Source organism: Aureimonas ureilytica, assembly GCF_001475935.1.
GTDB classification, from domain to species: domain Bacteria; phylum Pseudomonadota; class Alphaproteobacteria; order Rhizobiales; family Rhizobiaceae; genus Aureimonas; species Aureimonas ureilytica_A.
The window spans coordinates 26,981-48,502 of the sequence record NZ_LDQA01000013.1; the positions used below are offsets into that span (position 1 = coordinate 26,981).

Genomic DNA, 21,522 nt, shown 5'->3' on the forward strand with positions numbered 1-21,522 from the left:
AAATGCTCTAGGTCCACATGCGCCAACTGAGTTCGCTCACTGGCCCAGCGAGCGCATTGGCGTGATCCGCCTTGGCTCCGCAAATAATGCGCTCCAAATTATTGCAACGTTGCGCAATATTTAGAGCGGTGCTACCTCTACCCCATTCAATCCAGGAGGACGATGATGGGACAGGCACAGGCACTGCGTGCACGGCAACAGAATGCAGTTGCGGCAGGCGTGGCGACTAAGGCCATATTTGTCGAGAAGGCTGCAAACGCCGAATTGTGGGATGTCGAGGGTCGGCGCTTCATCGACTTCGCAGCGGGCATCGCCGTCAATAACACAGGTCATCGTCATCCCCATGTAATGCAGGCTGTGGCGCGGCAGGCCGAGCAGTTCACGCATACCTGTTTCCACGTGGCGCCCTACGAGAGCTACATCCAATTGGCCGAACGGCTCAATACGATCGTAGACACAGGCGAGGTCAACCGGACCATGCTCGTCACCACTGGCGCCGAAGCCGTGGAAAACGCGATCAAGATCGCCCGTGCCCACACAAAGCGGTCGGCCGTCATCGCTTTCACCGGCGCCTTCCACGGCCGGACGATGATGGGCATGGCGTTGACTGGTAAGGTGGCTCCCTACAAGAAGGGCTTCGGGCCGTTTCCGGCGGAAGTCTTCCATGTACCATTCCCTGCGGCCTTCTCGGGCGTGGACGTTGAGGCGTCCCTGCGGGCGCTGGATCATCTTCTGGCGTCCGATGTGGATCCCGAACGCGTTGCGGCCTTCATCATCGAGCCCGTACAGGGGGAGGGGGGCTTCAATGCCGCTCCCGCGTCCCTGTTGCAGGGGCTGCGCGACCGGGCCGACCGTTATGGGATCGTCCTCATCGCCGACGAGATTCAGGCAGGCATGGCTCGCACCGGCACGATTTTGGCCATCGAGCATTCCGGCGTGAAGCCCGATCTAGTCACGCTGGCCAAAGGTCTGGCGGGTGGCTTCCCGCTCTCTGCTCTGGTTGGTAAGGCGACAATCATGAACGCCGCGCATCCAGGCGGACTTGGCGGAACTTATGCAGGCAATCCGATTTCCGTCGCGGCTGCGAACGCTGTGCTTGACGTGATTTTGGACGAGGGGCTCTGCGCGCGGGCAACTTGGATCGGGGAACGCGTAGGCTCGTTCCTGATCGACCTCGCCGCTCGCCAAGGGATGGAGCGCCTGGGAGACGTCCGTGTCAATGGCGCGATGATCGCGTTCGAACTGGTCGAAGATGCCGATGGGTACCAAGCCGCGCCGCAGCTGACGTCGCAGATCGTGGCGGAAGCTGAGGAGCGTGGTCTCATCATTCTCTCTTGCGGGGTCCGCTACAACGTCATCCGCCTGCTTCCCCCTCTGACAATCGAGGAATCGGTTTTGGAGGAGGCCCTACGCATTTTGGAAGTCTCGATCGAGGCAGCTTTCGCCAAGGTGCCTGCGGCACCGCCTGCCACGGCCTGAAATCATGACGATCCATCAGAATCTAATCGGTGGCGACTGGGTGGGTATGGACGGCGTACCCAACATCAATCCGTCCGACACGCGGGACGTCGTGGGTCTTTATGCTCAAGGGTCCGTTGATGACGCACGACAAGCCGTTGCGGCCGCAAAGGCCTCGTTTGCGAACTGGTCGCAGACTGGACTTCTAGAGCGTCATGCGATCTTGAGGCGGGCTTCCGACCTCATCCTCCTGCGGAAGGGCGAGCTTGGCCGCCTCTTGTCGCGGGAGGAGGGCAAAACGCTGCTTGAAGGCATCGGCGAAGTCGTTCGTGCGGCGCAGATATTTGATTTTTATGCGGGGGAGTGCCTTCGGCCTATGGGCGAGTGCTTGCCCTCGACTAGGCCGAATGTGGGTGTCGAGATCACACGCGAGCCGATTGGTGTTGTTGGAATCATAACACCCTGGAATTTCCCTATCGCTATCCCCGCATGGAAGATCGCGCCGGCTTTAGCCTATGGTAATTGCGTGGTTTTCAAGCCTGCCGAGCTCGTGCCTGGTTCGGCCTGGGCTCTGGTCGATATCTTGAAGCAGGCGGGTCTGCCGAACGGAGTGCTCAACCTCGTCATGGGGCGCGGATCGGATGTTGGTCAGACTCTGCTCGATAGTCCCGATTTGGCCGGAATCTCCTTTACTGGCTCAACCGGTGTCGGCGCCCGAGTTGCCGCCTCCTCAATTGCGCACCAGCGCAAGTACCAACTTGAAATGGGCGGCAAAAATCCGTTCGTTATTCTAGACGACGCCGATCTGGCGATCTCCGTAGAGGCCGTAGTTAACTCAGCGTTCTTTTCGACGGGCCAACGCTGCACCGCGGCCTCACGCCTGATCGTGACGGAGGGGATTCACGACCACTTCGTGGCGGCGCTGGTGGCTCGTATGGCAGGCCTTAGGGTCGACCATGCCCTCAAGGATGAGACGCATGTCGGACCGGTGGTCGATGATGGACAACTCCAGCAGGATCTCCGCTTCATCGAACTCGGACAGAAGGAAGGCGCGAGGCTCGTCACGGGCGGTCACCGTCTTAACCGGGAGACGCCCGGATTCTACATCCAGCCAGCACTCTTCGCCGAAGCGACCAGCAAGATGTCGATCTGCCAAGAGGAGATATTCGGACCTGTGGCTACGGTCATCAAGGTGCGGAATTACGACGAAGCTTTGGAAACGGCAAACGACACGCGCTTCGGCTTGTCCGCAGGCATCGCGACGAGCAGCCTTAAACATGCTTCGCATTTCAAGCGAAATGCCCAAGCTGGAATGGTTATGGTCAACCTGCCGACAGCTGGAGTAGACTTCCACGTACCATTCGGTGGTCGAAAGTCCTCGTCCTACGGCAGCCGCGAGCAGGGGCGCTATGCGGCCGAGTTCTATACGACCGTGAAAACAGCCTACACCTACGCCGGCTGATATAAACGCAAGGCCTGGGCGATCGACACGGTCTGCTCGATCGCCCCTGCGAACGACGTAATGATTGACCTGATACTAGGGCCAACATCCCGTAGGCAATTGCTGTCGCCGTCGGACAGGGGCGTGCCGTTGAAATCGCGGGTCGTGTCGCTCATGCCCTCAGCCTTTCAGCGGGTCGGGACGGGCGTCTCGCCGCGATAGTCGTAGAAGCCGCGCTTCACCTTGCGACCCAGCCACCCGGCCTCGACATATTTCACCAGAAGCGGGCACGGCCGGTACTTCGAATCGGCCAGCCCGTCATGCAGCACCTGCATGATCGACAGGCAGGTGTCGAGGCCGATGAAGTCGGCGAGCTGGAACGGGCCCATCGGATGGTTGGCGCCGAGCCGCATGGAGGCGTCGATCGATTCCACCGAGCCGACGCCCTCGTGCAGCGTGTAGATCGCCTCGTTGATCATCGGGATCAGCACGCGGTTGACGATGAAGCCCGGAAAGTCCTCCGAGATCGTCATGGTCTTGTCGAGGCTGGCGACGAAGCGCTTCGACTGCTCGAACACCGCCTCGTCGGTGGCGATGCCGCGCACCAGTTCGACGAGCTTCATGACCGGCACGGGGTTCATGAAGTGGATGCCGAGGAAGCGCTCGGCCCGGTCGGTGCCCGACGCGAGGCGCGTGATCGAGATGGACGAGGTGTTGGAGGCGAGGATCGCGTCGGGCCGCAGCACCGGGCACACCTGCGCGAAGATGCGCCGCTTGATCTCCTCCTTCTCCGTCGCCGCCTCGATCATGAGATCGCAAGGGGCGAGGTCGTTGACCCCGTCGGCGGGCTTGAGGCGGGCGAGCGCGGCGTCGCGCGCGCCCGCATCCAGCTTGCCGCCGGCGACGAGCCGGTCGAGACCGGCCGCGATCTTCTCGACGCCCTTGGTCGCCAGTTCCAGGCTGACGTCGTAGAGAACGACGTCGTAGCCGGCCTGCGCGCTCACCTGCGCGATGCCGGCGCCCATCTGCCCGGCGCCGACGACGCCCACCGTCCGAATGTCAGCCATCGTCCCGTTCCCCGCCGCGCGCCGTCGTCAGACCTTACCCGTCAGCTCGGGGATGATCTGGAAGATGTCGCCCACCAGCCCGTAATCGGCGACCTGGAAGATGGGAGCGTCCTCGTCCTTGTTGATGGCGACGATGACCTTCGAATCCTTCATGCCAGCGAGATGCTGGATCGCGCCCGAGATGCCGCAGGCGACATAGAGGTCCGGCGCCACGACCTTGCCGGTCTGCCCGACCTGCCAGTCGTTCGGCGCGTAGCCCGCGTCCACCGCCGCCCGGCTCGCGCCGACCGCCGCGCCGAGCTTGTCGGCGAGCGGCAGCATGACCTCCTCGAACTTCTCCTTGGAGCCGAGCGCCCGCCCGCCCGAGACGATGATCTTGGCGCCCGAGAGCTCCGGCCGCTCGGAATGGACGACGGCCTCGGAGACGAACTTCGACACGGCGGGGTCGGAGGCTGCCCCGACGCTCTCGACGGAGGCCGAGCCGCCCTCGGCGGCGGCGGCGAAGGCCGCGGTGCGGATGGTGAGCACCTTGATCTTGTCGGTGGAGCGCACCGTCTCCACCGCGTTGCCGGCATAGACCGGGCGCTCGAACGTGTCCGCGCCGTGGACGGCGATCACGTCCGACACCTGCATGACGTCGAGAAGGGCGGCCGCGCGCGGCAGGGCGTTCTTCAGCGCCGCCGTCGCGGGCGCGACGATCGCACCGTAGCTCGGGGCGAGTTGGACGACGAGGGCCGCCAGCGGCTCCGCCAGATGATGGCCGAGAGCGGGATCTTCTGCGTGCAGTACCTTGGCGACGCCTTGGAGCTTGGCGGCGGCCTCGGCGACGGCGCCCGAGCCCTGGCCCGCGACGAGGACATGGACCTCGCCGCCGAGTTGGGCGGCGGCGGTCAGGGCCTTGGCGGTCTCGCCCGACAGGTGGGCGTTGTCGTGTTCGGCGATCAGGAGCGTGGTCATGGAATGAACCTCACGGAAAACGGGAGAAGACGAGCAGGGTGGCGGGGGGCTCAGACCAGCCCGGCGCCCTTGAGGGCCGAGACCAGCTCGTCCACCGAGCCGACCTTGACGCCCGCCTGGCGCGCCTTCGGCTCGGCGACCTTCACGACCTCGAGGCGCGGCGTCAGGTCGACGCCGAACTCGGACGCGTCCTTCTCCTCCAGCGGCTTCTTCTTCGCCTTCATGATGTTGGGAAGCGAGGCATAGCGCGGCTCGTTGAGGCGAAGGTCGGTGGTGACGATCGCCGGGAGGGTGAGGCCCACCGTCTGGAGACCGCCGTCCACCTCGCGCGTGACGTTCAAGGCGCCGTCCGCGACCTCGACCTTGGAGGCGAAGGTGCCCTGCGCCGAGCCCAGAAGCCCCGCCAGCATCTGACCGGTCTGGTTGCAATCATCGTCGATCGCCTGCTTGCCGAGGATCACGAGGTCGGGCTTCTCGGCTTCCACCACGCCCTTGAGGAGCTTGGCGACGGCCAGCGGCTCGAGACGCCCTTCGGCCTTCACCAGGATGCCGCGGTCGGCGCCCATGGCGAGCGCGGTGCGGATCGTCTCCTGGGCTTGCGCGGGACCGGCCGACACGACCACGATCTCGGCGGCCGCACCCTTCTCCTTCAGCCGCAGCGCCTCCTCCACCGCGATCTCGTCGAACGGGTTCATCGACATCTTCACGTTGGCGAGCTCGACGCCCGTTCCGTCCGCCTTCACCCGGACCTTCACGTTGTAGTCGACGACGCGCTTCACGCAGACGAGAATCTTCATGGGTCGTTGGCCTCTTACAGTTTTGTTGAGACGTTCCTACCATCCCTTGCCCGTTCGGCATCGGCATCGGCATCGGCATTGGCCTCGCCGAGCGCGGGCGAGGCCCGCTCGACGACGAGGGGGCTGCGCGAGAAGCGGATCGGCGTGCGCAGGCCCGGCACGCCCTCCGGCGCGACCTGAAGGCCGCGATGGCGGATCTGCGGGTGATCGAGCGCGTCGGCGACATCGTTGATCGGGCCGCCTGGCACACCCGCGCCCTGCATCGCCGCGATCAGGACGTCGCGCTCGAAGGTGGACGCGTGCTCGGCGAGGAGGGCGCAGAGGGTGTCTCGGTTCTCGACGCGGGCCGGGTTCGTGGCGTAGCGCGGGTCGGCGGCGAAGTCCCCAAGGCCCAGGATCGCGGCAAAGGCGGCGAACTGCCGGTCGTTGCCGCAGGCGACGATGACGTGGCCATTTGCGACGGGAAACACCTGATAGGGCACGATGTTCGGGTGGGCGTTGCCCATGCGCCGGGGCGCGATGCCGCCTGCCAGATAGTTCATCGCCTGATTGGCGAGCGCCGCCACCCCGCAGTCGAGGAGCGAGAGGTCGACATGCTGCCCGCGACCCGAACGCGCGCGTTCGGCAAGCGCGGCCTGGATGCCGATCGTGCCGTAGAGGCCGGTCAGGATATCGATCCAAGCGACCCCGATCTTCTGCGGCTCGCCGCCCGGCTCGCCCGTCAGGTCCATGATTCCGCAGAGGCCCTGGATCAGGAAGTCGTAGCCGGGGAGCGGCGCATAGGGCCCGTCCTGCCCGAAACCGGTGATCGAGCAGTAGACGAGCCGCGGGTTGAGCGCCGATAGCGTCTCGTAGTCGAGACCGTACTTGCGCAGGCCGCCCACTTTGAAGTTCTCGACCAAAACGTCTGCTTCCCGCACCAGATCGAGGAGAGCCGCGAGGTCGGTCGCCTTGTCGAAGTCGCAGGTGACCGATCGCTTGCCCCGGTTGGCGGCGTGGAAATAGGCCGCCGTCCGGTCGATGGCGCCGCCCGGCAGTTCGCGTTCCACGAAGGGCGGGCCCCAGCGCCGCGTGTCGTCGCCGCCCGGCGCCTCGACCTTCACGACCTCGGCGCCGAGATCGGCGAGCGTCTGGCCGATCCAGGGTCCGGCGAGGATGCGCGCGAGCTCCACGACCTTGAGGCCGGCGAGCGGTGCCGCCGCGCCACCGGGCGATGTCCCGTCCGTCATGGCGGCGGGCCTCAGAAGAAGGCCTGGAGACCGGTGACGGCACGGCCGAGGATCAGCGCGTGGACGTCGTGGGTGCCCTCGTAGGTGTTGACCGTCTCGAGATTGACCATGTGACGGATCACCTGAAACTCCTCCGAAATGCCGTTGCCGCCATGCATGTCGCGGGCGCGGCGAGCAATCTCCAGCGCCTTGCCGCAGTTGTTGCGCTTGACGATCGAGATCATCTCGGGGGCCGCCTCCGCCTCGTCCAGCAAGCGCCCGACCCGCAGGCTCGCCTGCAGTCCGAGGGCGATGTCGGTCAGCATGTCGGCGAGGCGCAGCTGAAAGAGCTGCGTCTGCGCCAGCGGGCGACCGAACTGCTTGCGGTCGAGCCCGTATTGGCGCGCGGCATGGAAGCAGAACTCGGCCGCGCCCATCACGCCCCAGGAAATGCCGTAGCGAGCGCGGTTGAGGCAGCCGAAGGGCCCCTTCAGGCCCTCGACGTTGGGTAGCAGGGCGTCTTCCGACACCTCGACATCGGAGAGAACGATCTCGCCGGTGATCGAGGCGCGCAACGAGAGCTTGCCGCCGATCTTGGGCGCGGAAAGGCCCTTCACGCCCTTCTCCAGCACGAAGCCGCGGATCTTGCCGCCATGGGCCTCGGACTTCGCCCAGACGACGAAGACGTCGGCGATCGGGGCGTTGGATATCCAGGTCTTGGAGCCGTTCAGCACGTAGCCGCCGTCGGTCTTGCGGGCGACGGTGCGCATGCTGGCAGGGTCGGAGCCGGCGTCGGGTTCTGTGAGGCCGAAGCAGCCGATCCATTCCCCGCTGGCGAGCTTGGGCAGATACTTGCGGCGCTGCTCCTCCGAGCCGTAGGCGTAGATCGGATACATCACCAGCGAAGACTGCACGCTCATCATCGAGCGGTAGCCGGAGTCGACACGCTCCACCTCGCGCGCGACGAGGCCATAGGCGACGTAGGAGGCGCCAAGGCCGCCGTATTCCTCCGGGATGGTGACGCCGAGGAGGCCCATCTCGCCCATTTCGCGGAAGATCGCGGGATCGGTCTTCTCCTCGCGATAGGCCTCGACGACGCGTGGCTGGAGCCTCTCCTGCGCGAAGGCGCGGGCTCCGTCGCGCAGCATGATCTCCTCGGCGCTGAGCTGACCGTCGAGCCGGAACGGATCCTCCCAGGAGAAGCGGCCGAGATCGGGTGCGTCCTTGGGCTTCAACGTCATGACGGCTTCCTCGAAACGTCGCGCGGCTGCGCGCGGACAGACCACCAGACTAAGCGTGCGACGCGTGGTCTTCCAATGAGTTCGGCTGGCCAAACCATGAGAAAAAGGAATGAACTCGAAGGGGAGGCCGCTTGTCGCGGAACCGTTGCCGCGCCAAGGGTTGGAGGAGGAGGCCTTTCATGAAACGATCCTTCACGCCCACCTTGTCCGAGCTTCAGGCCTTCGGCGCCTGTGCCGACAGCGGGTCGGTGACGGAGGCCGCGCGCCGCCTCGGCCTCACGCAGAGTGCCGTGAGCCGTTCACTGGCCTCGCTCGAAGCTCGGCTCGGCGTCGAACTGTTCCACCGGGTTCGCAAGCGTCTGGTGATCTCCGATGCCGGCCGCGCCATGCTGCGCGATACGGAGCGGATCCTCGCCGATCTCAACACAGCCGCCCTGACGGTGATGGCCTTCGGCGACAAGGCCCGCGTGCTACGGCTCGCCGTCCTGCCGACCTTCGGCACGAGCTGGCTGATCCCCAGGCTCGCCGACTTCCATCGTCGCTCGCCCGGTCTTTCGATCGACCTCGCCGCCCGCCTTGGCCCGGTCGACTTCGAGCGGGAGCCCTTCGACGCGGCCATCCAGCGCACCGAACTCGCGGCACCGGGCACCGACGTCGTGCCGTTCCGGGAAGAGACGCTGGTGGCCGTGGCCGCGCCCTCGCTGCTGCCGCCGGGCGGCGGGCCGACCTTGAGCGATGCGGCGATCGCCGGACTGCCGCTCCTGCAGCAATCGACCCGGCCGGAACTCTGGCTGGAATGGTTCCGCGACGCAGGGCTCGACCCCGTCGCGATCCTGCGCGGCGCGCGGTTCGAGCACTTCGGCATGGTGCTGGCCGCCGCGCGCTGCGGTTTGGGCGTTGCCCTCGTGCCGAAGGTCCTCGCCCTCGACGATCTGGCGGAGGGTCGCCTCTGCCGCGTCTCGGACCGCGAGTTGCCCGGCCCGTCACACTACGCGCTGATCTATCCTGCCCGCAGCCGCGCCAATCCGGCGCTGGCCGTTTTCCGCGAGTGGATTGAGTCGACGGGGTCTGTTGCGAATAGCGATTAGGGATGCGAGCCTCGGTGCTCAAGGCGGCTGAAGTCGGGGGCGTAAGGCATGAGTTTGGCGTTCAAGGGCCGGCATTTTGCGCCCGATATCATCCTGCTCTGTATGCGCTGGTACTGTCGCTATGCCCTCAACTACCGCGACCTCGAGGAGATGATGGCCGAGCGCCATCTCTCGGTGGATCACACGACGATCTATCGATGGGTTCAGCACTACGCGCCCGAGCTGGACCGCCGCGTCCAGTGGTGCAAACCCCTGCAGACCAAGACCTGGTACGTCGACGAGACCTATGTGAAGGTCCGAGGCGAATGGATGTATCTCTACCGTGCGATCGGCGACGGTGGCGAGACGCTCGACTTCTATCTCTCGCAAACCCGTACGACGAAGGCGGCGAAACAGTTTCTCAGCAAGGCTTTGAACCGCTTGCCGCATCACCGGCCTTCGGTGATCTCGACCGACAAGAACCGGGCCTATAACGAGGCGATCGCCTCGCTGCGCAAGGAAGGACGCCTGCCACCGACCTGCGAGCATCGGCAGGTGAAATTCTTGAACAATCGCCTTGAGTCAGACCACGGGAAACTGAAGCAGCGGATCCGCCCGGTGCGAGGGTTCAAGTCGCGCAAGACGGCGCACAATACCATTCGCGGGTTCGAGGTGATGCGGATGTTCCGGAAGGGACAGTTCCGCTCGATGGTCGACAGCTTGGCTGGAGGATCGGAGGCCCGCTACATCGGACGGCTGTTCCAGGTGTTCATCGCCTGACGAAAGAACATAACGGGATCATTGCGACCAAGTTGGCTATTCGCAACAGACCCTCCTGAGCCTATATCACCCCTCAGGGTTCTTCAGCATTTGCCTCGGGATGAGCGCTCGTCTGAGACGCGCCTCGTTACCGGCTGCGGGTCAACCGAAATGCTTGTAATAGATTACGATGGCGCAGATGCCTGATACCAGGACAATCCCAATCCATCGGATCGTATTCAAGACCCTGACACGTCCGCAGTCTCGGCCGCCGCTCGGGCCAGGATCAAAGCCAGCAATTTGCAGAAGAAATATGATCGCTTCGAGCATGTGACCGCCTTTCGCAGACCGATGCTATCCATCACGCATAGCCCTTAACGACCCTCAAGACCTTTCTAGCGGCGGGCTCGCGGCTTTGCCGCTGGAGGCCGTTTCGGATGCCGTCCGATCTGTGCGCGAGAGCAAACAGCGCGCCCTATGGGTGCTGCTTCTCAGTGATGCGCCCCACGCCTAACTGCTTCCGAGGCGGGAACACGTCATCACTCCAGAAACCCGGTGAACGAATTGGCTCAATGGTCGCAACGTTGTCTACGAGCGAATGGGGGACACCAGCGAGGATACCGTGGTCGCCGACGTTGGGAATTCGGTCGCAGGACGATACCTCATCCATGTCTATGACAATCTGCGTGACATCAGGGCCACCCGAAATAACAGAGCGCACTTTCGTGATGATAACGAGCTGAGGAAACGAGCGTTCTACAGACGTCACTTCGACCTCTGCGACGAGGCTGTCAGCAGGCAGCTTAGGAGGGATAGTGGTCGTTAGATAGAACCTCTCATTGCCATATGTGCAGGCATGAACTGGCTCGCGCATCACGAGGACGGCTGCGACTGCGGCCAAAGCGATTGATGAGGAGCGGTGTCTCGCACAATAGACGAGTGTCATGATGGCGGACAAAGAAAGAAATCCGAAGCGATTGGCCATTCTAATGCTGCCCCGTGTTGGTTGCCCCTGGTGCATGCCATTTCAGCGTCGGCCGATCTGAGGGCACTCGCGAACTGCGCGCCCGAATTGGATAGGCCGGTTCGCTATCGGCAGGCTGTGCTCACTTCGACACGAGGTATCCCAAAGCGAACAGCGCAACCCATGCGGCGACCGCATATCGGACCTGAGAGCCCTCGATAGCGAACTGCTGCAAGGCTCCCCTTCGAGCTTTGCGCTACTGCGGAAGGGAAGCGAGGCGTAGGTTCTGGGCATCGGAAGAACACGCACATGCCGGCCACCACCGATGAGAGGCCGGGCACGAAAGGCAAGACACCATGTCCCTCGCTCGCTCCTTCAGCACCTGGCGCCAGTATCGCAACACGGCCGCCAAGCTGAACCGCCTGTCGCAGCGCGAACTCTCGGACCTCGGCATTGCACGCTCCGACATTCCGGCCATCGCCCGTCAAGCGGTCCGCTAAGAGTTTTCCTCTTTCACTTCAGCTGGTTCTCCCCATCTGAAGTGAACCGGTCGAGCGGTTCCTCCCACCCTTTGGCTTATCTCAAACGCCCTTGCCGGTCCTCCCCCGGCGAGGGCGCTTTCGTTTGCAGACGCCTAGTACCGCTTTCACGAGATCAGGATCCCTCTTCAAACAAAAGGGGCGCCGCTCAAAAAGCGACGCCTTGGTGGCTAGAAATCAAACTGAATGTTTAGGCGGCGGCAATCGCCTTCTCGATGTCGGCGCTGGTCTGCCCCGTCAGATCCTTTGAGATTTCGCCGACGAGGGCTTCCTTGAGCTTGGCGTGGTAGTGTTTCCGCATTTCACCAAGCGCCTTGGGCGCTGCGATGACCACGAGTTTCGTCAGCTTCCCGGAAATGGCCTGATTGTTCAGGATGTCGGTCACCCCAGCCACAAAGCCGTCTTCATCCTGCGTGCTGTCATCCGGGTTGGCAGAACTGCTGGCGTGACCTTTGCCCCCGCTCTTGTTGTCGGTGTTAACGGACTCCGTGGGGAGGGCGGTCAGGTTCGGCTGGCCTTCGTCGCCGCTGTTGCGGAACAGGCTGAGTTTCTGACCATCGACCACTGCAACCGTCGCGCCGCTGGGGAGCTGCATCGCTTATCTCCGTTCTGATGGACAGCGAATATCGCTGCCTTTAAGCGAACTTAACGTCGTGCGCGCTTCATCGCTCCAAGCTAATCGATGCTCTACAGGTCAGAAGCGTCGTCGCATCGCAGGCGGCGCCTTCCATTGCGCCAAGCTCTCACGCTCCAGCTTGTCCAGAAGCGTGTAACGGACATAGGTGGACCGTGTTCGGCAGCCTGAACACCGCCAGTTCAGCGCCTCAATGTCGGCACCGGGCGCGATGAACCCTTGGAAATCAAGGCAGCGATAGATGGTCCGCGCGTTGCAGGGATCGCAGCGTATGACGATGCCCAAGCCCTTGCGCAGCCCTTCCTCGAAACTCCGTATCGCCTGCACCATGCGCGGACCCCATTCCTAATTCTGTGAACAAAATAGGAACATCGTCTTTCCAGCAAGGCCGTTCGGAGTCATGGTCGGCGCACTGATTCATGAGGCGGGGCCATGTCGAGAATTGCAGAACGGATCACGGACCTGTCGTTGAAGGACGATCTGGACGAGGCGATTGACGAAGCCATCCGCACTTGCGGCGGTGACGCCCGTGTCGCGGTCGGCGCGTTAATCCTGGGGCAGCGCTCGTTGCAGGAAGCCTATTCCGAACGGATTTCCGCTGGCTACGTCAGGCGAGGGCTCGCGAAATGATCCGTGAGGGCAAACGACCCGTTGGCTCGGGCAAGGACGCGGAAACGATCGGGATCGACGCCCTGTCGTTCCTGGCTGGCAATGGCGAGCTTCTCACGCGCTTTCTGGACCTGACGGGCCTGACGATCGAGCAGCTCCGCACGGAAGCGACCAAACCCGCCTTCTTTGTCGGGTTGCTCGATTTCATCCTGGGACACGAGCCGACGCTCATGGACTTCGCCAATGCGGCCGAACTGGACCCCGCAGAGGTCGCGTTGGCCCGCGAGCGCCTCGCCAACCGTCAAAGCGCAACCTAAACGATCCTTGTGTTGCATCCTCTGCGCGTATGGGGCTTCCTACATGCTGATGGCGCAGCACAAGGGCTCTCATGGACGACCTTCCAGAAAGCCGAGAGATCGATATCCATCTGGGGCGCAGGCTGCGCGAACTGCGCCAGCGTGCCGGTCTACCCATGTCTATGCTGGGTGAGCAGCTGGGTCTGAGTCATCAGCAGATTTACAAATATGAGTCCGGCGCGAACCGACTTTCCACTAGCGGGCTGGTTCGTCTGGCTCGCGTGCTTGGGGCTGATGTTCCTGATTTTTTCGAAGGGCTTCCGGGCTTCTCGTTCTCGGGAAAGGGTGCGGAAGTTTTGCAGGACCCGCATTCGAGTGTTGAAACCGTACCCATCGATCATTTGCCTCCCGTCATCCAGAAGCGACTGGCTGACCTCGTTGACGCAATCGTGAAGTCGTCTGAACGAGATGCTCTACAGGACCAATAGCCTTCTCACGAAATAACAACTTGTGCGCCATATTTTCAAGAAAGGGTAATTTGAGCGTGTGGCGAACGGGTGTGCTATGGGCGAAGCGAATGAGAAAGATGCAGAGCGTTCGTTGATCAATGTGGCATTGAGCCATCTCGACTCTGCCATGCGTGAAATGGCTCTGGCTCGCCAGATGATCGATTACGTCGTGAACAACACCAATCCGGCAGAACTGCCTTCTGAGGAGCAACTGCAGGGAGGCTAGACCTCGCTGTCGTTCCGCTGTCCCCGCGCCACGATCCGCAACGCATCATCGGGCAGAGGCCGCTGGAGCGCTGACGCATCTTTCCAGTCGGAACGCAGCCAGATCTCGAACTCGTCCGGCTCCGTCAGGATCACCGGCATAGCTTTGGGATGGATCGGCCCGACCACGCCGTTCGGTTCGGTGGTCAGAAAGCCGTAGGCGTCCACCGTCACCTCGCCCTCCGCCTTCTTCCGCGTGCTCGTCCACTGCGTCCAGAGGCCTGCAAAGGCCATCAGAGGGCGCTCCTCGTTGGCTGCGAACCAGACCGGCACCTTCTTGCCGTTCTCGTCCGTGTCGTATTCGGAGAAGCTGGTGAACGGCACGAGGCACCGATGCGCTGGCCCCAGCCAGCGACGCCAATGCGGCGAGGCCGTGTTGCGGATATTGGTGACGCCTGGGTCGGTCGCCTTGCCCTTCAGGGCGAAGGCGGGAGATGGCATCCCCCAGCGCGCCATCGCCAATTCTCGCTCGCCCTCCACGATCCGCACAATTGGCGCGGCCTGATCGGGGAAAATGCCGGGCATGGGTGGCAGATTGCCTGTCCTGTCCTTCATCGCCCGCGTAAACGCCAGGATCGCGGCTTGGCCTTTGGTCAAGGAGTAGAGGTTGCACATGGTCCCGCTCCAGCGTCTGCGAACGTCTCGCTCCGAACATATGGAAGAGTGGATAAAGCGCCACGCGGCCCCTCTCGCCCCATAGACAACCTCGGGGCGTGAAGACACAATCCTGCCTTAATCGGGAGGAGCTTATGGGACGCTTCAGTTTCGCGGCATTGGTCGCCTTCTTCATGCTCGCTAGCGGTCCAGTTCATGCGGTGGAGGCGACGCCGATCCATCCAGAGCAGTCTGGTTCAATCCTCGCTCAGCTTGAGACTTACCGCGTCGCGGCTGGCAGGACATGCAAATCGATATCGACGTGCCGAGAGGCTGTAGAGCTCTGGTGCAGCGGCTACAGGCGAGCTGATGGGGATGGAGACGGCATCCCCTGTGAAACGGTCTGCCATTCGAAGGCGGAGGTCGATAGGATTAGGGCTGAAATCGGATGCTGAGCCGATTTCTAAGCTTGGCTGTTGGCCTTCTCTCGTTGCTGAGCGTCGATCTCGCCGCAGCTGCCGAACCGTCGGCTCTGGCCCCTTTCCGACTGGACCCGGCTCGCCTCGATATTATCGAGCTCAACGGCGAATTGACGTCAGGTTCAGCGCTGGCCTTTCGCCGTGCTCTGCTCGCCGCCCCTAATGCGAAGATCCTCCTCCTGAACAGCCCTGGTGGGAGTGTCGATGCTGGTCTTCTGATCGCGGACGACGTTCACACCCGTAAGCTTGCGACGCTCATTCCTGAGGGCTCGACCTGCGCATCTGCTTGTTCTTACATCTTTTTGGCAGGGCACGAGCGGCAAGCCGATGGTCGGCTCGGCGTCCATCAAATGTGGTCACAGAAGCCAGATCTCGAAAGTGCACAGATGTCGATTGCGGACGTGATCGATACGCTGAACCGCTTTGAGACGCCGATCGGCGTGGTAACGATCATGTTCCGTACGCCGCCCGATGACATGCACTTCTTCTCGCCCGAAGAAGTCGTGCGCCTTGGGATCAACAACAAGGGCGGCAGCGTCGAGCAAGTCGGACCGCAAGTCGCCGGCTCGGAGCGTGCATCCCCGCAGCCTTCGCCATCGATCACAAGTGCGGACGCCGAACCCAAGGAGGCCGCCAAGCTTTCGGAAGGGATTGCAGCAGCCGCACCCGCGCTCTCCGATCGGTCGTCAGCAGCTCTTTCGACGCTCGAAACCTACACGCGCCAGCCGACGCGGATGGCGATCTACGCAGGCCTCGACTTCTTCGGTGAGGATGTCGGAACGGCGAGCGTGGCTGACGCTCCGGCTTGCGCTGTGAAGTGCTTCGAGATGGGCGGATCGTGCAAAGCCTTCACCTTCAACATGAAGACCCGGCCGGGGCGAGGGCCGAACTGCTTCATGAAGTCTGGTCGCGGCGAGGTGGATGGCAATTCCGCAGCCTTCTCAGGTCAGTTGCTCGCACGCTCCGAGCGCGACCCCCCGTCCATGACGCTCGACGTTATCGATCCAAACTCGGACCTTTATCAGGATGTGGACATACCGGGCATGGACCTTTCGCGCCGGCCTCATCCTGCTACATCGCAACTGGATTGCCGTCGCGCCTGTGTGACGGATGCTCGCTGTGTCGCCTTCACCTATCTCAAACCAAAGAAGCAGTGCTGGCTGAAGAGTGGTGTGGGTACGCCTCGGGCGCTTACGGGAGCCGTGACAGGGGGAAAGAAGTCGCAGACGTTCTCGCCCAAAGTCATCTCATTGGACTGATCCCATGACCCGTCCTATTGCGGATACGAAACTCCGAACTCTCGATCAGGAGCACGCATGGGCTGCGCTCGCGGATGTCGTAGAGGGGCGGCCGATCGATATATCGATGGAGCGAATTATTCGAGAGCGAGAAGCCATGGAGCGAGCGCTGTTCGAGAGATTGGCAGACAAGCCGGAGGAGCCATCCCTTCCTGTTGCAACTCGCACATTTTGGCGCCCTTGGCATGGGCTAGCGATAGCTGGCGCTGCGGCCTTGACCATATGGCTCGCCTCCACACCAGCCCCGGCCGCTGAGCGCATCAAGGGCGCCATCTCCTGCCATACTTCTGCTTGGAACTGATCTCAAGCGATCAGCCGAATGGATTACGAACGCGCTTGGTTGGGGCATTCTGATCGGCGGAAGTCTCCGGCAAATCGCCTTTCTTCTCCAGCGCGTCCACAATCGCGTTGATCGCTGTTTTCAGTTCACGCGCTTGTTCGAGGCCCCGCTTGTCGAGAGCTAAGTCAATCGAGCCGCTGATCGAAACCCGATCCGTGCCGTTCTCGATTGTGAGCCCGCCAACCGTCAGAGCCACGCTGTCATTAGCAAAAGGATGGAAAGGGTTCGATCCCTGCGAACTGGAGGACGCGCCTTGAGCCGCTTCGGTCTCCGAATGCTTGTCGCGTGTCATGCCTACTCCTGACGACAGGCCCGTGGCTGCGTCAGCGCCAAGCGCTGCGTTCCTACGGGCAATGATGGGTATATCTCGATGCCGCTCATGGTCTTGAACGCTTCGACGCTCATGATGCGACAATTGGGCGTGTCGTCGTTGTCGGCAACATACACGGCCGCTCCGCCTCGTTTGGGATCATAGACCGCCTTCCAGACTATGGTCGGAACGAGGACATTGTTCGTGCCTATGGCCTGGACATCTTGGCCAATGAACAAAGGGCCGGTGACGATCCACACCTCACCGTCCATGGAGGCGACGTCACGCACCGTTTCTTCGATCTGGCTCCATAGGCCGGTGTTCAGCCGGTGATTTTGCGGGACCATGTTGGAGAGCGAGAAGCTCTCGGCTTGCGACTTTGCATCGGGCATATCGCCGGAGGGGGCCATATGGCCCCGATCGAAGCCAGACCCCTTGTAGTCCGCCAGCTCGGATCGCTCTGAAGGGGGCAGAGCCTTCTCTGCGTGAAATCGATTGGTTCGGGACATGCCCTCGGCCGCCTCGACCTGGGCAGCCGTCAGATGCTCACCGACCCAGAGTGGGGTTCGAGTTATGCCGGAATGAAGTACGGCGAATTGGCGAAAGCAGAGTTCGCGCGTGGGCATTGCCTGAGCCAGACGGTTGAAATCTGGTGCCTGCCCCTGAAGGAAGCTGTCGGGACAGTTCGAGGTGACAGCGTAGGCCGGTGAGCCGCAATTCAGAAAAGCCAACGCAGCGAGACCTAAAAGGCAATTCATGGTCCCGATAGCTCTGATCACCACCTCTTCCCCTCATTTGCGTTCGAATGCAGCGGCTGATGATCCGATGCTCTTCTTTACACGATCACCAGAAACTGTGTTGCTCTTCTCATAGGCTCCGTTGCGAGGCTTTTCGAGTATGGTAGCCCCTGGACCGAAGCCTCTTTGAAGAGGACGATCCGTCTGTCCAATCGAGCGGCGTGAGAACGCAATCGATAACATCAGGGCGACATGCTATGCCGCACCGCACACTATGGCGGTGGACGGGCGACGATGACCTACAGGGAAGACATTGACGGCCTTCGAGCGATCGCTGTTCTCAGCGTAATCCTCTATCATTTTAAGTTCACCTCTTTCGGGGGTGGCTACATCGGCGTCGATGTCTTCTTTGTCATCTCCGGCTATCTCATCACCGGAATTATCGCCCGCGAGATCGAACAAGGCAGGTTCTCCTTCCTCTCGTTCTACGAGCGCCGTATCCGCCGGATTTTTCCGGCCCTCTTCGTCGTCCTTATGGCCACGGCGGTCTATGGGCTCTGGGGTCTCTATCCCACGGAATACAAGGAACTCGGGGGCAGCATCGCCGCCACCCTCGCGTTCGCTTCGAACTTCTTTTTCTACTCTCTGAGCGACTATTTCCGACCAGACGTCGAGATCAAACCCCTCCTGCACACGTGGTCGCTGGCGGTGGAAGAACAGTATTATCTGGTGTTCCCGCTCTTCCTGGTGTTGGCCTATCGCTATAGCCGGCGTCTCGTCGTGCCGCTGATTGTCGGGATCGGTCTCGTATCGTTCGCGCTTTCGGTTTGGCTTGTACGATCGCAGCCAGCGGCAGCCTTCTATCTCTCGCCTCCGCGGTTTTGGGAGATGCTGGTCGGCTCCTTCCTCGCTCTCGCACCACTGCCAGCCCTGAGGGCACGCTGGTCGCGTGAGATCGTGTCCATTCTCGGATTGGGTGCGATCCTGGCGTCTGCGCTCTTCTACAAGTCTGGAGCGCCATTCCCTGGGTTTCGCGCGCTACCGCCCGTCTTGGGAGCTGCGGCCGTTCTCTATGCTGGGGAGCATGGAACGAGCTGGGTCGCTCGCCTCCTGTCCATGCGGCCGATGGTCGTCATCGGGCTCATGTCCTATTCGCTCTATCTCTGGCACTGGCCCATCGCTGCCTTTGCCCATCTCTGGTTCGATCGGCCGCTGGAGGTTCAGGACAGTTGGGTCTTGCTGCCCCTGACTGCGGTCCTGTCTTTCGTGTCCTGGCACTTTGTGGAGCGACCCTTCCGAAAGCCAGGAGTGATGTCGCGCTCTCGGCTATGGGCGACAAACCTATCCCTCTCTGGCATCGGGATCGTTCTCGGGATCGCTGTTCTGTTCGGTAGCGGGTTCCCGTCGCGGTTCACACCACAGGTCGCGGCGATGGCATCGAACTTGGAATATGACGATGCCGCCGTTTATCGACGCGGCACCTGCTTCATCGACAGCAACATCCAATCTGCCTCGGATTTCTCCACCGATGTCTGCCTGGCCCGAGATCCTGCGAAGCCCAACCTCCTTTTGATCGGGGATAGCCATGCGGCGCATCTCTGGATCGGACTGAAGGAGGCTCTGCCCTCCATGAACGTCATGCAGGCCGCTTCCACCGGGTGCAAACCCGTGATCGGCGGGAAGGGCCTTCCCAACTGCGTCGCGTTCATGAATGGGATATTCGAGCGGCTCAATGAGCTTCATCCTTCGCTCGTGCTGTTGTCGGGTCGCTGGTCTCCAGACGACCTACCCTATGTCACCGCGACCGCTTCAAAGCTCAAGGCGGATGGCTGGAACGTCGTCGTTTCAGGCCCGATCGTGGAATACCAGATCGCGTTGGCTCGAATTCTGGCGGATGCCGATCGAGATCACCATCCAGGGCTACCCGCCGAGCGTCTGGTGTCTTTGCCAAAAAAGGTCGATGCGTTGCTGCGCGAGCGAATGGCGAGCGTGTCCGTCCCATACGTTTCCGTCTATGAGCTTATGTGCCCCAACGGCGTCTGCCAGACGACGACATCAGACGGTGATCCCATGCAGTGGGATTACGGTCATCTCACAAAGCAGGGCTCCATCGAGCTCGCAAAGCGGATCGTGAAGCAGCTGCCTTTTGCGGCGGGCACCGATATCTCGCAGACCCAATAGCGGGCTTGGCCAAGGGTCTAGTCGTGGATGCAGCTGCGCTCAAGCATGAGCGCCCCACACGATAAGGGGGCTTGTCGGCTGCTTCGGAGGTATCACCGTCAAGGGCGCCTGCACGCCACCTGATGACTCTATGGCTTCCCTTCCGATCTCGGTTACGTTCGCTCGGGCACAGCTTCGAGGACGCGGGGTCTACGCATGTGCAGGGCTCTGCTCAACCGAGTTGTCAGAGGTCGCTCGATAAGCTCGTACACCAGCGCTGCGCCGATGAGGGCGATCGCCGTCGCCAGGGCTACGTATGTCCAAGGATTGTTGACACCGAGCCTCGAGGCCGCGATCGCCACCAAATTAATGGAGAAAGGATGGGAGAGGTATAGCGCGAAGGAGGCATCTCCTCCGAACACGAGGGCGCGCTTGAACAGGCCGTTAGTCGCATGATCCCTCTGCGCGATCAGCGCCGGGCCAGCGCACATCACAAGCGCGGGAATGCCAACCCAAACGGCTCTCAACCCGTATTCGAAGTGCATTCCCGCGACGTGCATCAGCGAGAGCAGACCACATCCAACTGCGAAAACCAGCCAACCTTTGACGGCGGAGAAACGGAAGCCACGGGCGCGGATCTCCGCCAGAGCGATGCCGTAGACGAACTCCAGAACGATCGAGTTCGACCAGAATGCCATAGGCCCGGATTGGAAATGGATGACCAGAGGCGAGAGGCCGAGGAGGGTCACGGCGCCCACGATGATCGACAGGCCGACCTTCCTGCTGAAGAACAGCCCGACGCAAAACACGACGTAGAAGAGGAACTCGAACTGGAGCGTCCACCCCAAAATCATGATCGGGTAGAACTGACCGTAGGGGTTTTCGACCGGGAAGAAGAGGAAGGATCCCAGGACATGCCAGGGGTCGATTTCCGCATGACTGATGTGCCCGGCGAACAACCAGATGGCCAATAGCATACAGACGGTTGCCCCCCAGTAGGGAGGCACGATCCGCACGAGGCGTCGAACGATGAAGTTCGCCGGCGCCCCCTCAAGGCCGAACTGATCGCGGCACAGATGGTACATGATGAAGCCGCTGATCACGAAGAACACGTCCACGCCAGCGCCCCAATAGACGGGGTTGATCGGCGTGTAGCTCGCCAGATTGAGGAAGCGCTGTTCTCCCGCTTCATGCTGGACGTGGCTGATCAACACCATCATCGACGCGATAAAGCGAAGGATCTGAAGTTCGTAGATGGTCTTGTTCATTCCAGCACCGATCCGTTGCGAGCATGGGTCGCAATAGGGCTATTTTTGAACCCACTCGATAGCAGATATCGACAAGGCTGCCAGGGAAGAACGCCTCGATGTACGGTGCCGGAACGCGCGGTGATTGGAGCATACGGCGCGCGAAGACCATACCCTTCCAGTGACGGCAAGGCGCGAAGAAGCGGTCAGGCGTCATCGAGGATGATCCTTGAAAACGCTCGGGCAGGGGGATATTTTGTGGAGGTGGACGCCAGGGTTGCTGCCCTGACGCCCGGTACGCTTAGATGAAGAGATGGACCCGGAGTTCAGCCTGCCAGCCGCTCCGGGTCTTCTTCACTTTTAGCGTGATGTTCAGTGGAAAGAACCACATCGACATCACCTCCAAGGAGAGCAAAGCCGTTGCCTCGGCCGTGGTGGCTTATCCTCCACGGTAGCGCCCGGCTGGCTTGACGCGGCTGCTTTAGCTCTCGATCTTGGTCCAGCGGTTCATAAGCATCAGCAGTGCGATCAAGGCAAGGCTTCCAGG

24 protein-coding genes are annotated in these 21,522 nt (G+C 62.0%); 11 read left to right on the forward strand and 13 right to left on the reverse strand.

The window, feature by feature from the left end:
- Positions 1-165: 165 nt before the first annotated feature.
- The gene (gene gabT, locus NS365_RS05125; RefSeq protein ID WP_058599264.1) at positions 166-1,479 is read left to right on the forward strand and encodes a 4-aminobutyrate--2-oxoglutarate transaminase; all 1,314 of its coding nucleotides are present in this window, start codon (positions 166-168) and stop codon (positions 1,477-1,479) included.
- Positions 1,480-1,483: 4 nt separating this feature from the next.
- Positions 1,484-2,920, forward strand: a complete 1,437-nt coding sequence (locus tag NS365_RS05130; protein WP_058599211.1) for an aldehyde dehydrogenase family protein — start codon at positions 1,484-1,486, stop codon at positions 2,918-2,920.
- Here the strand turns inward: NS365_RS05130 and NS365_RS24410 are convergent.
- From NS365_RS24410 to NS365_RS05155, 6 genes are read right to left on the reverse strand one after another with little or no spacing between them, the layout of a single operon-like run.
- Complete coding sequence (locus NS365_RS24410; protein ID WP_193753393.1) at positions 2,908-3,075, reverse strand: hypothetical protein; 168 nt, start codon at positions 3,073-3,075, stop codon at positions 2,908-2,910. The two genes, NS365_RS05130 and NS365_RS24410, sit on opposite strands and share 13 nt — an antisense overlap.
- Positions 3,076-3,087: 12 nt before the next feature.
- The gene (locus NS365_RS05135; protein WP_058599212.1) at positions 3,088-3,966 is read right to left on the reverse strand and encodes a 3-hydroxybutyryl-CoA dehydrogenase; all 879 of its coding nucleotides are present in this window, start codon (positions 3,964-3,966) and stop codon (positions 3,088-3,090) included.
- A 27-nt stretch (positions 3,967-3,993) separates the two neighbouring features.
- Complete coding sequence (locus NS365_RS05140; RefSeq protein ID WP_058599213.1) at positions 3,994-4,923, reverse strand: electron transfer flavoprotein subunit alpha/FixB family protein; 930 nt, start codon at positions 4,921-4,923, stop codon at positions 3,994-3,996.
- Between the two features lie 50 nt (positions 4,924-4,973).
- Complete coding sequence (locus NS365_RS05145; RefSeq protein WP_058599214.1) at positions 4,974-5,720, reverse strand: electron transfer flavoprotein subunit beta/FixA family protein; 747 nt, start codon at positions 5,718-5,720, stop codon at positions 4,974-4,976.
- 14 nt (positions 5,721-5,734) lie between these two features.
- Positions 5,735-6,949 (reverse strand): CaiB/BaiF CoA transferase family protein, encoded by a 1,215-nt coding sequence (locus NS365_RS05150; protein ID WP_082684432.1) that lies wholly within the window; start codon positions 6,947-6,949, stop codon positions 5,735-5,737.
- Between the two features lie 11 nt (positions 6,950-6,960).
- Entirely contained in the window at positions 6,961-8,169 is a 1,209-nt protein-coding gene (locus NS365_RS05155) for an acyl-CoA dehydrogenase (protein ID WP_058599215.1), read from the reverse strand.
- 179 nt (positions 8,170-8,348) lie between these two features.
- On the opposite strand from NS365_RS05155, the gene NS365_RS05160 reads away from it, so the two are divergent.
- Both NS365_RS05160 and NS365_RS05165 read left to right on the forward strand, forming a co-directional pair.
- Positions 8,349-9,257 carry a LysR family transcriptional regulator gene (locus NS365_RS05160; protein WP_058599216.1) on the forward strand — a complete coding sequence of 303 codons (909 nt, stop codon included), beginning with the start codon at positions 8,349-8,351 and terminating at the stop codon, positions 9,255-9,257.
- Between the two features lie 48 nt (positions 9,258-9,305).
- Positions 9,306-10,016, forward strand: coding sequence for an IS6 family transposase (locus NS365_RS05165; protein ID WP_058599217.1), 711 nt, complete (start codon positions 9,306-9,308; stop codon positions 10,014-10,016).
- Between the two features lie 454 nt (positions 10,017-10,470).
- On the opposite strand, the gene NS365_RS05170 is transcribed toward NS365_RS05165, so the two are convergent.
- Positions 10,471-10,980 (reverse strand): hypothetical protein, encoded by a 510-nt coding sequence (locus tag NS365_RS05170; protein WP_153003665.1) that lies wholly within the window; start codon positions 10,978-10,980, stop codon positions 10,471-10,473.
- 335 nt (positions 10,981-11,315) lie between these two features.
- On the opposite strand from NS365_RS05170, the gene NS365_RS23475 reads away from it, so the two are divergent.
- Entirely contained in the window at positions 11,316-11,459 is a 144-nt protein-coding gene (locus NS365_RS23475) for a DUF1127 domain-containing protein (RefSeq protein WP_082684433.1), read from the forward strand.
- Between the two features lie 229 nt (positions 11,460-11,688).
- Here the strand turns inward: NS365_RS23475 and NS365_RS05175 are convergent, their stop codons facing one another.
- Together NS365_RS05175 and NS365_RS05180 are read right to left on the reverse strand one after the other, a co-directional pair.
- Positions 11,689-12,093, reverse strand: coding sequence for a host attachment family protein (locus tag NS365_RS05175; RefSeq protein ID WP_058599219.1), 405 nt, complete (start codon positions 12,091-12,093; stop codon positions 11,689-11,691).
- Positions 12,094-12,192: 99 nt separating this feature from the next.
- Positions 12,193-12,462: a hypothetical protein gene (locus NS365_RS05180; RefSeq protein ID WP_058599220.1), complete on the reverse strand. Its 270-nt coding sequence runs from the start codon at positions 12,460-12,462 to the stop codon at positions 12,193-12,195.
- Between the two features lie 138 nt (positions 12,463-12,600).
- Here NS365_RS05180 and NS365_RS24415 point away from each other — a divergent pair, with 138 nt between their 5' ends.
- The 4 genes from NS365_RS24415 (at position 12,601) to NS365_RS24420 (ending at position 13,772) form a co-directional block, all read left to right on the forward strand.
- Positions 12,601-12,762, forward strand: a complete 162-nt coding sequence (locus NS365_RS24415; RefSeq protein WP_193753394.1) for a hypothetical protein — start codon at positions 12,601-12,603, stop codon at positions 12,760-12,762.
- Positions 12,759-13,058: a DUF3572 domain-containing protein gene (locus tag NS365_RS05190; RefSeq protein ID WP_058599222.1), complete on the forward strand. Its 300-nt coding sequence runs from the start codon at positions 12,759-12,761 to the stop codon at positions 13,056-13,058. Before NS365_RS24415 ends, NS365_RS05190 begins: the two co-directional genes overlap by 4 nt.
- Before the next feature lie 71 nt (positions 13,059-13,129).
- Positions 13,130-13,525, forward strand: a complete 396-nt coding sequence (locus tag NS365_RS05195; RefSeq protein WP_058599223.1) for a helix-turn-helix domain-containing protein — start codon at positions 13,130-13,132, stop codon at positions 13,523-13,525.
- Positions 13,526-13,601: 76 nt separating this feature from the next.
- Positions 13,602-13,772 carry a hypothetical protein gene (locus tag NS365_RS24420; protein ID WP_193753395.1) on the forward strand — a complete coding sequence of 57 codons (171 nt, stop codon included), beginning with the start codon at positions 13,602-13,604 and terminating at the stop codon, positions 13,770-13,772.
- Here NS365_RS24420 and NS365_RS05200 read toward each other — a convergent pair.
- A complete protein-coding gene (locus tag NS365_RS05200; RefSeq protein ID WP_058599224.1) occupies positions 13,769-14,425 on the reverse strand; it encodes an SOS response-associated peptidase in 657 nt (218 codons plus the stop codon). The genes NS365_RS24420 and NS365_RS05200 overlap by 4 nt on opposite strands.
- Before the next feature lie 427 nt (positions 14,426-14,852).
- On the opposite strand from NS365_RS05200, the gene NS365_RS23485 reads away from it, so the two are divergent.
- Positions 14,853-16,142 (forward strand): PAN domain-containing protein, encoded by a 1,290-nt coding sequence (locus tag NS365_RS23485; RefSeq protein ID WP_082684434.1) that lies wholly within the window; start codon positions 14,853-14,855, stop codon positions 16,140-16,142.
- A 350-nt stretch (positions 16,143-16,492) separates the two neighbouring features.
- Here NS365_RS23485 and NS365_RS05210 read toward each other — a convergent pair whose 3' ends face one another.
- Both NS365_RS05210 and NS365_RS05215 read right to left on the reverse strand, forming a co-directional pair.
- Entirely contained in the window at positions 16,493-16,813 is a 321-nt protein-coding gene (locus NS365_RS05210; RefSeq protein ID WP_244498364.1) for a hypothetical protein, read from the reverse strand.
- Between the two features lie 2 nt (positions 16,814-16,815).
- Positions 16,816-17,610, reverse strand: coding sequence for a DNA/RNA non-specific endonuclease (locus NS365_RS05215; RefSeq protein ID WP_058599225.1), 795 nt, complete (start codon positions 17,608-17,610; stop codon positions 16,816-16,818).
- A gap of 252 nt (positions 17,611-17,862) precedes the next feature.
- Between NS365_RS05215 and NS365_RS05220 the strand changes: the two genes are divergently transcribed.
- Positions 17,863-19,749, forward strand: coding sequence for an acyltransferase family protein (locus NS365_RS05220; RefSeq protein WP_058599226.1), 1,887 nt, complete (start codon positions 17,863-17,865; stop codon positions 19,747-19,749).
- Positions 19,750-19,901: 152 nt separating this feature from the next.
- Here NS365_RS05220 and NS365_RS05225 read toward each other — a convergent pair whose 3' ends face one another.
- Entirely contained in the window at positions 19,902-20,996 is a 1,095-nt protein-coding gene (locus tag NS365_RS05225; protein WP_058599227.1) for an acyltransferase family protein, read from the reverse strand.
- Positions 20,997-21,522: the final 526 nt, after the last annotated feature.